Annotated in this window: 9 protein-coding genes; 2 read left to right on the forward strand and 7 right to left on the reverse strand. The window is 48.9% G+C overall.

Features of this window, described 5'->3' with window-relative positions:
- Positions 1-785: photosystem II reaction center subunit D1 (gene psbA / locus H6F93_RS32145; protein ID WP_190690142.1), on the reverse strand; the 785-nt coding region annotated here is incomplete at its 3' end.
- A gap of 263 nt (positions 786-1,048) precedes the next feature.
- On the opposite strand from psbA, the gene H6F93_RS32150 reads away from it, so the two are divergent.
- Entirely contained in the window at positions 1,049-4,039 is a 2,991-nt protein-coding gene (locus tag H6F93_RS32150) for a CHAT domain-containing tetratricopeptide repeat protein (RefSeq protein WP_190690145.1), read from the forward strand.
- A 61-nt stretch (positions 4,040-4,100) separates the two neighbouring features.
- Here H6F93_RS32150 and H6F93_RS32155 read toward each other — a convergent pair whose 3' ends face one another.
- Positions 4,101-4,874 carry a DUF928 domain-containing protein gene (locus H6F93_RS32155; RefSeq protein ID WP_190690148.1) on the reverse strand — a complete coding sequence of 258 codons (774 nt, stop codon included), beginning with the start codon at positions 4,872-4,874 and terminating at the stop codon, positions 4,101-4,103.
- Between the two features lie 43 nt (positions 4,875-4,917).
- On the reverse strand, positions 4,918-6,753 hold the full coding sequence (locus tag H6F93_RS34430; protein ID WP_190690152.1) for a CHASE2 domain-containing protein: 1,836 nt from the start codon (positions 6,751-6,753) through the stop codon (positions 4,918-4,920).
- A gap of 154 nt (positions 6,754-6,907) precedes the next feature.
- Here H6F93_RS34430 and H6F93_RS32165 point away from each other — a divergent pair, with 154 nt between their 5' ends.
- On the forward strand, positions 6,908-7,726 hold the full coding sequence (locus H6F93_RS32165; protein WP_524538053.1) for an endonuclease III domain-containing protein: 819 nt from the start codon (positions 6,908-6,910) through the stop codon (positions 7,724-7,726).
- A 177-nt stretch (positions 7,727-7,903) separates the two neighbouring features.
- On the opposite strand, the gene H6F93_RS32170 is transcribed toward H6F93_RS32165, so the two are convergent.
- The 4 genes from H6F93_RS32170 to H6F93_RS32185 all read right to left on the reverse strand — a co-directional run.
- Positions 7,904-11,494, reverse strand: a complete 3,591-nt coding sequence (locus tag H6F93_RS32170; protein WP_190690156.1) for a tetratricopeptide repeat protein — start codon at positions 11,492-11,494, stop codon at positions 7,904-7,906.
- A gap of 201 nt (positions 11,495-11,695) precedes the next feature.
- Positions 11,696-12,193, reverse strand: a complete 498-nt coding sequence (locus tag H6F93_RS32175; protein WP_190690159.1) for a PIN domain-containing protein — start codon at positions 12,191-12,193, stop codon at positions 11,696-11,698.
- Positions 12,190-12,441, reverse strand: a complete 252-nt coding sequence (locus H6F93_RS32180; protein WP_190640962.1) for a UPF0175 family protein — start codon at positions 12,439-12,441, stop codon at positions 12,190-12,192. Before H6F93_RS32180 ends, H6F93_RS32175 begins: the two co-directional genes overlap by 4 nt.
- Before the next feature lie 539 nt (positions 12,442-12,980).
- Positions 12,981-13,640 (reverse strand): photosynthetic reaction center family protein (locus H6F93_RS32185; protein WP_524538052.1); only part of this gene is annotated, 660 nt, incomplete at its 5' end.

A 13,640-nucleotide genomic window follows, 5' to 3' on the forward strand; every position in this document is an offset into this window, starting at 1 on the left:
TATTGGAAGATCAAACGACCGAAGTAGCCGTGGGCTGCAACGATGTTGTAGGTCTCTTCCTCTTGTCCAAACTTGTAGCCGTAGTTCTGAGATTCGGTCTCGGTCGTCTCACGTACCAGAGAAGAGGTTACCAAAGAACCGTGCATTGCACTGAACAGCGCTCCACCAAACACACCCGCTACTCCCAACTGGTGGAAGGGGTGCATCAAGATGTTGTGCTCAGCCTGGAACACGAACATGAAGTTGAAGGTACCAGAGATTCCCAAGGGCATTCCATCAGAGAACGAACCTTGTCCAATCGGGTAGATCAAGAATACTGCGGTCGCTGCTGCAACAGGTGCAGAGTAAGCCACACAGATCCAGGGGCGCATACCTAAGCGGTAGCTCAGTTCCCATTCACGTCCCATGTAGCAGAACACGCCAATCAGGAAGTGGAATACTACCAACTGGTAAGGACCACCGTTGTAGAGCCACTCATCGAGGGAAGCTGCTTCCCAGATGGGGTAGAAGTGCAGTCCAATCGCGTTGGAGGAAGGCACAACTGCACCGGTGATGATGTTGTTGCCGTACATCAAGGAACCGGCAACAGGCTCACGGATGCCGTCGATGTCAACCGGAGGAGCTGCGATGAAGGCGATGATGAAGCAGATGGTCGCAGAGAGCAGAGTGGGGATCATCAGAACGCCGAACCAGCCTACATACAGGCGATTGTCGGTGCTGGTTACCCAGTTGCAGAACTGCTCCCACAGTGATGCGCTCTCGCGCCGCTGTAAGGTTGTTGTCATGATTAATGAGTGCTTGGTTTACAACGAATGATTTAGATGTATGGGGTGAGGATTTCTCTCCCTTATCTATAGTATTTACACCTATTCTGATTTTTTGCAAGGTTTTTTGTAAATTTGTGTAAATAACTCTTATTTATAGGTTATCTCGGTAGTGTCTTATACTCAGTGCTATTCGGTTTTGCCTTGAGTCAAATATGCTTCCTGGGTCTCCTAGCTGACTGGCTTGAAAATTTTTAGTTGTGATTTTCTCCGAAAGAGGAACTATGAGCAAGTTTCGGTTGACTGTTTCGCTAGTTATTCTTTGCTCGGTGTTCTTCCCACAAAGTACTATTGCCCAAAATATTTGGGGTGCCTCGTCCAATTCAACTTATGCTCAAGCAGCTTCTGCTACGGTTAATGCGTTAGATGCCGTTGTAGAAGGCAGAACTCTAGCGGCACGAGGACGGCTGAATGAAGCGATCGCCGCCTACCGTCGAGCTATTCAAATTGATCCTAATCTTGCTGTTGCCCACAACAACTTGGGTATCGTCCTGGCGCGTCGGGGACGGTTGCAAGAGGCTGCGGATGCCTACCGTGAGGCAATTCGGCTTGATCCTAATTTGGCTAACGCCTACAACAATCTGGCTGAGGTGTTGCAAGATTTGGGGCAGCCCCAGGAAGCGGAGCAGGCTCAGGCACAAGCCAGTGCTGTTCTTAACAGCGCTAGTTCTACCAACGTGGTTGATTACATTAACTTAGGTCGGGCTTTAGGTAATCAGGGCAAGCATGAGGAAGCGATCGCCGCTTACGAAATTGCTCTCGAACTTAACCCAACCCTGGGCACAACCTATAACAACCTTGGAAATTCGCTGCGCAGCCTGGAACGGCTGGAGGAAGCGACCGAGGCTTATCGTCGGGCAATTGAGTTAACTCCCACGCTGGTGGTGGCTTACAACAACTTGGGGTTTGTGCTGACTCAGCTTGGTCGCCCTGAAGAAGCAAGAGAAGTCTACGATCGCGTGAATGCGATTGACCCCAGGTTAATCGCCCTGAGAGAGCCTGACAACGCCACCGCAGAAGACTACAACACGCTGGGACGAGTTTTGCGCTCTCAAAATCGTCGAGAGGAGGCGATCACTGCCTACACCAGAGCGATCGAGCTAAACAACCAACTTGCTGCCGCCTACAACAACCGAGGGGTTGCCTACGCAGAGCTAGAGCAGATTGATGCCGCCATCGAAGATTATCGAGTTGCAACATTTCTTGACCCGACTCCAACTCAATATGTCAACTTGGGCAATGCGCTCAGGGCAAGAGGACGACTGGATGAGGCGATTGCCGCATACCTGAACATTGAGTCAGTATTTAATCTGATTGAGCAGTTGCCCACTCGAGTCAACAACCAAGATTTGCTGACCGCGCTGATTTCAAACCAGAATAACTTTGAGTTTTATCGCGATCGCGCCTCATTCTTTGCCGAAAATCAGAGCTACTACGCCTCCTACATCAACATCTTGATGCAGCTTCACCGGGAAAGACCTGATGGCGATATTCGCTTTGATGCACTGGCTCTAGAAACCAGCGAGCGGGCACGAGCACGTAGCCTTTTAGAAATCTTGACAGGAGCAGAAGCTTACCAGAATGTAGGCGATGCTGAATTGGTGGAGGAAGAACGGAGACTGCGACGGCAATTTGAGAGGCTGGAAGCAGATTGGGAACAGCTTAGAACTGAGCAACAGACCTTAAACTCGCTGCGACAACTCTCAATCGAGAGCCCTTCAGAAGTTGCGGGTTCTACAGAGGTGATCGAGGCTGAGGCGATCGCAAATCCTGTAGATAGTACAACTGGCGACGTTAGTAGCCTGACTGACGAACCCGGTATTGATATCACAGCAGTGCTAACTCAGGCACTTGCAGCGCAGATCCAGCTAGACCAGCGACAATCTCGGTTAGATCAACAGCAAGTTGAGCTTGAGCACCAGATCGACCAGATTTTGACCCAGTACAAAACGGTTCAAGAACAGATTCGCGCTAGCAACCCAGACTATGCAGAAATTACGCAGCCAAAAGCGTTGAGTGTGCAAGATATTCAAACTCAAATTTTGGATGACGATACGCTGTTGCTGGAATATTGGTTGGGGGAGGAGCGCAGCTATTTATGGCTGGTTTCTAATACTGGAGTTCAAACTTATGAACTACCGGGACGGGAAGCAATCGATGTAGCGGCGCGACGGTTTTATAACTTCTTGACTGTTCCCAGTGAAAGAGTTAAGGCTGTTCGTACTGCTCAGGCTGGGATGGAGTTGAGCCGCATGATTTTAGGCCCCGCTGCCGATCAGCTTAAAGATAAGCGACTGTTAGTTGTAGCAGATGGCTCGTTGCATTACATTCCCTTTAGCGCTATTCCAATTCCACAAGCTGAGAGCATTCCCGTTGACCCAGAAGACTTGCCAGAACCACTGATCGTCAATCATGAGATTGTGAATCTGCCATCGGCTTCCGCACTAGCAATTATTCGAGAGAGATTGGGCGATCGCCCTCCTGCTTCCAGACAGTTAGCAGTGATTGCCGATCCTGTTTTCAACCTCAAAGATCCTCGTTTCTTAGAACCTGCAGTAGGGCAAGCAACCGTTCCAACTCCTGCTACTAGAACAGCTTCTAGCCCTCCTACGGAAGCCTTCGCACGGTTACTCGGTACCAGTCAGGAAGCCAGCGAGATTATCGAAATTGCTGAAGATGAAGGTGAAGATTTTCTTTCGCTAACTGGATTTGAGGCAAATCGGGAAAGAGTCTTGAACGAGGAGTTAAGTCAATATCGGATCTTACACTTTGCGACTCACGGGTTGCTCAACGATCGCTCACCTGGAGAATCTGGACTGGTGCTGTCTCAATATGATGAGCAAATCAATCCACTGGAAGGAGACAATTTTTTCAGTCTCACGGATGTGTTTGGGCTGAGGCTTTCGGCTGAGTTAGTCGTGTTAAGCGGCTGTCGCACAGGACTGGGAGCAGACCTGAGAGGAGAAGGGCTGGTGGGGTTAACTCGTGGCTTTATGTATGCCGGAGCAGAACGAGTTTTGGTTAGTCTATGGAGCGTTGATGATGAAGCAACCGCCGCGCTAATGAGTCGGTTCTATGATGAGTTAATTGACCAAAACAACTCACCAGCGGAGGCACTGCGGGCAGCCCAGCTTCAACTGTTGCAGGATCGTGACTCAACCTGGCAAACGCCCTATTATTGGGCAGCTTTTACCCTTCAGGGGGAATGGCGATAGGGGCGATCGCTTTTCCCATTAATCACTGCTCACTGCTCACGGTTATACAGCACCCTACAAACTAATCAATTGCAGTGCAGCACAAAGTCACGGGGGCTAAGACTACAGATTCGCCTAACCCAGAAGCCGTTAAAAATTCCGTCCACGCGGCGGCAATTTCTGCATCATCCGGTTCGTCGCGGCGCAGTTGGGCTAGCGTGGTTAGAATTTCGTACCACAGAGCGTTCTCAGAGTAGAGCAGCAGTTTAGCTTCTAAAGTTGCTGATGCAAGTTGATTGTCCAGTTCCTGATTGACTTCCTGATCGACCCGCTGAATCCAGCCATTGACCGTTGCATCTCCTGAGCGATTGCCAGGATTGCACTTGACGGAAACTACCCAGCGGTAGGAGGCTCCGGCTTCTAGCACAACCTGCTCTGGAATTTGAATGCTGACGATTCCTGGCTCTTCGGGCAAGGAAAAGTTTTGTTTATAAACGTCGTTTTCCTCAGCGTCAATCAGGACAAACTCCGTTTCGTAGCCCTGAGGTGAGGCGTAGGGAATGTAAAACCACAGAGTAGGATGGGCATTGAGGGTTAACCCCAGGTTGGTGTCAGGCACTAGGGCCGTAAGCGGAGTTGAGGTGGGTGGACAGAGGTCACGACTTGCTCCTGCAAACTGCCGTCCCGACGCTGTACCACTGTTGCGATTTCTGGGTGGATTAAAGAAAGTCAATACCCGACGCACCAGACCTGGTGAGACAGCCGACTGAGCCAGGGCGGGTGGAGTGCTCAGAAAAGGATTGGCGATCGCCAACACTAAAACCCCTGTAAATATGTTGCGAAAACGCCGTTTCATTAATTTGCACTCTCAGTTGGTACCGAAATTGTAAACGCAAATGCTACCAGACTTTACGTAATCTGTAAGTAAGATAGCCGACACTCGAACCTGCCAGCAAAAAGGCTAGCGCAGGCGGAATGATTGGCACCCAAAGGGCTTGAGCAATGAACAGCAGACTGCAAATAGCGTACAGGCTGGCGATCGCCACCACTCCAAGCAAACTCAGCGAGAGGAGTCGCTGAAAATACCAGGCAATCAATCCGCCCAGCACACCCCAACCTGAAATCCACAGCATGTTTGCCCACACGGGTAGCCAGGAAATAGTTGCACGTCCATCCAGAACAGCGCTCACAATTTGGCTGGTCATTTGTGCCTGAATAATCACACCTGGAACTTCACGTTCTCCGTAGGGAGTGGACCAGGAATCATTGTCTCTAGTTGTGACATCGGTGATTCCAATTAACACAATGCGATCGCTAAATTGTTGCAGGTCTTGCTCAGAGAGCCGATTTTCTAAAATGTCAGCCAAACTCACTCGTGGGGCAAAGTTAGCAGGGTCGCCTTCGTGAGCGCGATAGTTGAGCAAAACCACATAGCTGGGAAACACATAATGGTAAATGCTGCCATATCCAACCCGTTGAAAAGCGGACTCTCCCCATCGCCACCGCCAGGGGTAGGTGCCGTCTGGGGAAGCGATCGCCTCACTGCCTATTCCTTCAGTCTGCAGGTACTTTTGGGCAATGAGCAGACTAAAAGCAGTGGTCGTATTGCAAAACTCAGGATCGCTACTCTGGTCAAGAATCTGGCGACGTACCCGGTTGCCGTCCGCTTCGAGCAAGAAATCACCGAAGCCAATGCGATTAAGGGAAACTTCAGGTGGAGGTTTGGTACCGTCAGCAATGATTTCGCCCTCAAAGTTTGTCTCACTACTTTTACAAATGGCAACTAAATTCTCCGCTTGCTCAAGCTGAGGCGCTAGCTCTGCCTGAGCCGCACCAGGACGATATAAATCTAGCCCAATCACTCTAGGCTGGTAGGGCTGCAATTTCTCCAACAGCTCCGCCAAAACTGAGTCGGGCAGGGTCGCAGTTCGACTGGCTCCATACTCTGTATCTAGCAGCCGAGAGGTTTCTTCATCCACTTCTACAATTAGGAAGCGATCGTCCTGCGGCTCACTGGGTCGAATTCTAAATAGATGATCATAAGCAGCGAATTCTAAAGGCTGCAAGCCTCCAAAAAAACTCACCACAATTGATAGTGCAGCCGCCGCAGTGCTAATCAAAACTACATTGCGCGGCTCTAGTTTGCGATATTGAACGGTGCGACTAGCGGTAATATATTCGACCTGAAGGGGCGTTGGTGCAGGTTGCTTTAGCTGACCTTGTTGTAGCCATCGCTCCGAAGCAGCCAGGTCTTTACCACGCAGTAAAAAACTGTTGTCTCGCTTTGCTGCTTCCCATTCCACTGCTCGCACAGTGAGTCGAGTATGCGCGCGAACGTATTGTAAATCGGTGTCGATCGCTTGGAGGAGACGAACGAACGCCGTATCAAAATCGTCGCTTTCCCGCATGAACAACCAATTGTGGGCACTCAAAGCAGGATGAACTTGCTCCGGAGCAGTATCCCGACGCACAACCGGAATCAGCCGCTTGTTGTGTTTAATTGCGTGTTCAATTTCATCAGCACAAACTTTAGAAGTTGCCGAATCGGGGCTGATCACAAACACAAATGCCTCAGTGCCCTCAATTCCTGCTTCAATTGCCCTCCACCACTTCTCGGTAGGCAAAATATCTTGCCAATCTACCCAGGTATCGCGTTTGTGAGCCAATAGTGCTGCATGGAGCTGCTGCACAAACTCTTTATCTCGACGCGAGTAAGAAATGAAAACATCGGTCACATCATCCTCCAGAGGTCGCTGATTTGCCTTAGTGACCTGAACGGTAGCTTTAGCTTGAAGAAATCATGACACGGATGAAGGGAATGTTCAGTGTCTTTTAGGAAAATTTGATACTGGAGTAAGGAGAAGAGCTGAGGTTGGGGGCTAGAGATTGGTGAAATATTTTGACTACTACGGGCAGAAGAAACACCAGTCTTTGGATAGCAGCGATCGCTCTCAAAAGCAATTTAAGATGAATGGCACTGAAAAAACGCCAACTTCTAGCTACCAGCTCCTCCTCATGCTCGACCTGCAACAAAAAGTCCTTCTCATCCACGATCGCCTCTGTACTGAATATGGTTGTCCGATTCCTTACTTTCACAATCTTGACCCGTTAAGTGAGTTAATTTCCTCACTGTTGTCTCATCGCACCCGCAATGCAGATTCAGGGCGTGCTTTTAAGCGATTGGTGAAACAGTTTCCCACCTGGGAAGCTGTGCGAGATGCGCCGACGCAAGAAGTAGAATGGGCGATCGCCGCCTGCACCTGGGCAGAGCAGAAAGCTCCCCGCATCCAGCAAGTGCTGCGACTAATCGGGGAGCGTCGGGACGGTGACTTATCTCTCGACTTTTTAGCCGAACTCTCAGTTCCAGAAGCAAGAGCCTGGTTAGAATCACTGCCCGGAGTTGGACCTAAAACCAGTGCCGCTGTCTTATCCTTTAGCCGTCTGCGCTTACCTGCCCTCCCTGTAGACAGTCATCACCACCGAGTGGCGATTCGTCTAGGACTCATTCCCGCTAATGTTGCTGTCGGTCCATCTCATGCACTGCTCGAAGCTCAGCTTCCTAAGGAGTGGACGGCACAACAAATATATGACAACCACGAAATACTTATGCTGCACGGGCAGAAGTGTTGCTATTACAAGAATCCAGCGTGCGATCGCTGTGTTGTTTTAGATCTGTGTCCATTTGGGCGATCGCGAAAGGATTCGTAGGTTGGGTGCAGCAAAGCGAAACCCAACATTCTAAAGGTTGTTAGGTTTCATTCTTAAACCCAGCCTGAGCGAGCTAATCAAAAAGGACTTGTATAAGCTTGTCATGCTTGAGTTTGCTACTGCAACTCTTTGATGTCATAGTTGACTCCGCTAGATCGTCGCGTCGCATCTGCTTACTTACTCCTCTTCCTCCCTCACCTCCCTCAACATCGGATTTTGCTTTTCTGCCCAAAGCGTCAATACTTCTGTTAAAGCACTTACTCTTTCTTCCTCGCGGCAAAGCCTCAAGGCTCTTAGCACTTCTCCCCAATCTCCTAACTTGGCATAAGTCACTGCAATAGAGCTTAAGGCTTCAGGTTCACCTGATATTTCTGCTGACTCAAGTGCTTCTGTCAAAATTTGTCTAGCAGTATCGGTATTTTCTAATTGTCCGTACAACTCTGCCACAGTATTCAATGCATCGGGTTTAAGAGAGTCTCTTTCGATAGTTTGAGCAATTTTTAGTGCATCAGCTAGAACCTGCTTTGCAGTATCAGGATCTTGAATTTGCCAATAGGTTGATGCAACGGTGTACTCCACATACGATCTATAGTCAGGGTCTTGAGACGTGCTGATAGTTTGTAATATAGCTTTCAACACATCTCTAGCAGCATCTCTATTTCCCAATTGTTGGTCTAATCGTATGGCTGCTTCTGCAACAGCGCTCAACACCTCAGATTGATCAGAGGCATCTTCGAGAGCTTGGGAAGCTTGCGACACGTCTATCAACAGGTCTTTGGCGACGATTGCAGAGCCTATATTCTGAACTCCTTTTACAATCTCAGTTAGTGCATTGGCATCATCTGTGCCCCATCCATCTGACGTTTCTTCGGAGTTCTGAACAATTTGCAGCGCTCTTTCTAGCATTTGTCGAGCTGTGTCTGGTTCCTCTAGTTGCCCATAAGCTATAGCCATTTCAATCAATACATCAAACTGTTCAGAAGAACCTTCAAGAGACTGAGCAACTTGCGATACGGATGTCAGGATATTTCTAGTGGCATCAGTGTTTCGTAATTGCCCCACTACTTCAATAATTTCAATCAATGTGTCAGACTTATCTTCTGAATCCCATCCACTAGGTTCTCTAGAGGAGTAATCAAGAGTTTGAGTGATTTGCAGTGCATCTGCTAACAATTGATTGGCAATATCATCATTTCCTAATTGTCCGTATGCTCCTGCAATAGTGGTCAATGCATTCAGGCGATCGAAAGGGTCGTTAAGAGTTTGAGCGATTTGCAGCGCATCTGCCAGCAGTTGATTAGCGATATCGCCATTTCCCAATTTTCCATATGCTTCTGCAATAGTAATCAATGCATCAAAACGATCAGATTCATACGGATTTGAGACATTTCCTAGCGTCTGAAAAATTTGCAATGCATCTGTTAACATCTGCTCAGCAGTAGTTATGTCTCCTGATTGCTCATAGGTAGCAGCAACAGTAATTAATGCATCAAATTTTTCAGAGGGATCTGCGAGAGATAAAATTTCTTGCTGTGCTGTTGTCAATATCTCTTTTGCGACAACAGCGTCTCCTAGCTGGCTAGATGCTTTCGCAACAGCAATTAGTATTTCAGATTTGTCATTCTGTTCCCGCTCATCAGAAGTACTGTTAATAGATTGGGCGATTTCTAAAGCTTTTGTCAGCATCTGTCTAGCAGCGTTACTATCGTTGAGTTGTGCAGAAGCGATTGCAACAGCGCTTAGTGTCTCAGCTCGATCAAAAGGATCTTCGAGGGTTTGAGAAGCTTGAAGTGCTGCTGTCAAAATTCGCTTTGCGGTGTTGGTGGGGTTTAACTTAGTAGACATTTCAGCAACATCGCTCAAAAATTGAGCATCTGCCCTAGAATCGCTGACGTGCTTCTTAATCAAATTGAATGCATGTCGCCAGCGTTTGTCTTTAGCAAATGCAACCGCTGCGTCAACAACTTGCCCATCTTCAACTCGATGCAATGGACTTGCTAGCTCCCAGCGGACACGTTGAATCTGTCCTTGAGGGGTATAAAGAAGCCAGGTATTGTAGCCTGTAGTCATCAAGGCTATCACTGTTACAGCAACTATAATTCGATAAATTTGGCGGTAGCTTTGGCGCAGTAGCTGCGCTTTTTGGCGCTGTTGAGTACCCCAAACCAAGTAAGGCTTTTGCTGCTGCACCATCCACAGTTCACGCCAGGTGAGCAAGTAGCGAGAATTGCGCTGGTTTCCTAGCCACTCGTTGACGCGGCGATCGAGCAGTTGATTGGCGCGATCGGCGGCTTTGAGTTCTTGCCCTGCCAGACGCATCAGCGCAGGGATGATGCGTTCGTGAGCCAGTTCATAGCCTGTAGTGTTATCTGGAGCACCGCTCTGTTCGGTGGAAGTAATCAAGCGCACGTCGCTGCGAGCAAGCCATGAGGCAGCTTCCTCGACTTCTTCGGGTTTGATGGTGTTCTGTAGCTTTGTCTGAAGTTGGTTGAGAGTCAGCACTCCGGCGCGGACATTGCGTTCCAGGTCTGTGAGTGCCAGCAACACTTTCACAGCGGCTTCTCGCTGAGTTTTGATCATCCGTGCGTCTAGCGTTCGTTCCAGGAAGCGGGTCATTAAGCCCTCAACACCACCAAACTTCTGAAAGGCAGCGCGGTTGAAAGCTCGCAGTTCTTCAGCAGTTTGCCGCTGAATCATCCAGGCGAGAATTTGCAGATCCACGGGGGAGATTAAACCGTCTTCGCGGTTCGCCAGTTCTTGCTCTGCCAGCTCTGCAACAAAGCGATCGTCAAACTGCAAGTCTTCGGTGTCAGCAATCACGCGCAGCACTTTAGCGGCTTCGGTCGGCGTAAACTTCTCTAGCCGAAACACTTCCTGTGGCCCAAGGGAGTAGCCGATCGCCTGATGCAGTTCGACCAGGCGATCGCACATATCCCCACGAATGCACACCACAATCTTTACCGAAAGTGACTCTGCGTGATACCAATCTGTCAATGCTTGGATGAACGGTTGGCGATCGCTCCTGTGCTTGTGATGCACAAAGAACTGTTCAAACTGGTCAAACAGCAGGATCAGCGGTTTGGCGATCGCCTCAGTTGCTATGTTTAGAAGCGTTAATAAATCAGCCGTTGCAACCTTTTCTTTGGGCAATTTCAGTTGTTCGCTTAGCGCAGACCGAATCGTGTCAATGGGAGGGCGATCGGCAAACTTGACGTAGACAGCACGATGAGTGCCTTGTGAAGTTGAAAGCTTGGGCAATAAGCCCGCCTGCAAAAACGAAGTCTTGCCGCTGCCCGACTCACCCATTAGAATCCCAAAGCGGAAGGTGCTACTCGTAATCGATTCCAGACATTCCTTTAGGCTGCGGTTGCGCTGAAGCTGAGCAAAAATTTCGGCATCTTCGGCGCTAAAGGGTCGCAATCCTTTAATTGCCTTGCGTTCTGTAAAATCAGTTGCGTCTGCTGCAGGTTGCGGCATCGTTCGCACGGCCACAACTAACGCTACAACAAAGATTAGCCCCAGCGTCAGCCAAAACAAACCGGGATACTGTTCTGGTAGGGTTTGCTGCGGAAAAAACGTGGTCAAGAGTTTGCCTGCAACACCCGGATTTGCTGCAAATAGCAAGACCACATCCAGTAGCAGCAAAATCGTAAACCAGTTGCGACTTTGAATCAGTTGAGCAATCCACTGCACGAAGGTAGCTAGTTTCTCAGTCGTCTCTTTAATCGCATCCGTTGGGGGAACAGGTGCCGGGGACTGATTGCTCATAGATGATGGGGAAGAAGGAGAGGCGATACGTTTGTGTATAAATGCAGGATGAGTGAAGTATACCGTGTAGATTAATTCCTACTTTCCCTAGTAAGGATGAGAGGGCGATCGCTAGGTAAGGGGTTGTATTCTTACTTGTGAACGTCCAGTCTCGTTACCAAACTGGAGTTTGGTAACGAGACTGGAAGCTGAAACTGCTACTTATGGAGTTTTAAGTTCCTGAGAAAGAACCAAGACACGATGATACAACTGAGGACTAATACGAAAACCAGCTTGGTCGATCAAGGTATCCATGACAGGCTGAACTTGGAGGATGATTCCTCTCTGTTTGGCAAGGAGCAAAATGCCTAGAATGCCAATGATAGAGAGTCCTAATCGAAGAGCTTCTTGCCGTCCTAAACGTTCATCAATGAGCAAGTCATCAGCTTCCAGTTCAAGCGCCAGAGCAATTGCATTGGCTTCTCCAACATCCAGTCCTCGTTCTTGTTGAAGCTGGTCGGCGAGTCGTGAGTTGTTTAGGGATCTAGTTTGAATCCAATTAAGTTGAAGAATGGTTGGGATTTTTGGATTGCTGGCTGCTGCCAGTTCGTTAGCAACAGCATCAGGAATGATTACGGTTTGGTAAATAGCTTTCAGCAACCAGAGGTGATCAACGAGAGCAAGATTGGAAAGAGCAGAGGTGTCGCTGACAACGATCACAGCCAGCCTCGATCGCGTAGATGCTGGACATCCTGCTCAAAGTCCTCCACATCGTAGTGAACACAGATGCCACGTTCAGCAAGGAGCTTTTGAAAGTCAATCAACTCGATGCCAGCAATTTTGCTAGCGCGGCTGAGTCCAATGCGCTCTTGCTGAAACAGGGCGATCGCAATTTCCCGTAACCAGTCGCTTTGGTTAAAGGTTTGGGTTTGACTGAGGCTATCAGGCAGGTTAAGGGTTATTTGCATAAAGTTACCCCAATGCAGCACCTCTATTTTAAGGCTCCAGTTAGTCGCTTTGTATGCTCAACTGATTGACGTGAGCAATACTATTCAGATTAACCGTGGTTATAGAGAACTAAAAGTGAGTTTAAGCTTTTCACTTTCATGTCCTGAAGGGAAGCAACACTTTTTTTGACATGACAAGTCGGGAGGGAGTGTTAAAATCCACCGTTAGCCGACAGACTAGCTACATCAGTTTGGGGGTTAGCCGCTCAGGGTTGCGCGAACAGCCTTGAGTGGCGCTAGAGCTTTGGGTTGACAGGGTTGCTTTGTGTAAAAAAGACAACCTTAGCGTGACAGCATATCTGGGATGGCAGCTCTAGTCAAGGTGTTGAGCTACGGATTGTTTGAGAAGATGTTGTCAAACTGCCTTCATCTAGGAGGATGATTCCAACAAAAAAGCGCCCATGTTAAGGGCGCTATCATCGTGTTGTCAGAATTCAGTTTCGTTTCAAGCACTCACTATGACTGGTTAAACTGACAACCGAAGCTTTGAAAAGTTTGGGTTAGCTGTGGATGCTGGGAGCGGCGATCGCCACAGGTTCAGCTTCCCGCATTGCTAGGTCAAGCGGGAAGTTATGAGCATTGCGTTCGTGCATCACTTCCATACCCAGGTTCGCCCGATTCAACACATCTGCCCAAGTGTTAATTACACGCCCTTGCGAGTCCAACACCGATTGATTGAAGTTAAAACCGTTTAGGTTAAATGCCATCGTGCTGATACCCAAGGACGTGAACCAGATGCCAATCACGGGCCATGCACCTAACAGGAAGTGCAGGGTGCGGCTGTTGGCACGAGTTCCCAGAATTAACTCATTGGTACGACCTACCAAACGACCGAAGTAGCCGTGGGCTGCAACGATGTTGTAGGTCTCTTCCTCTTGTCCAAACTTGTAGCCGTAGTTCTGAGATTCGGTCTCGGTCGTCTCACGCACCAGGGAGGAGGTGACGAGAGAACCGTGCATCGCACTGAACAGCGCTCCACCAAACACACCCGCTACTCCCAACTGGTGGAAGGGGTGCATCAAGATGTTGTGCTCAGCTTGGAACACGAACATGAAGTTGAAGGTACCAGAGATACCCAAAGGCATTCCGTCAGAGAAGGAACCTTGTCCAATCGGGTAGATCAAGAATACTGCGGTCGCTGCTGCAACAGGTGCAGAGTA

This window comes from Leptolyngbya sp. FACHB-671, assembly GCF_014695745.1.
Taxonomy (GTDB): Bacteria; Cyanobacteriota; Cyanobacteriia; order Elainellales; family Elainellaceae; genus JAAUTN01.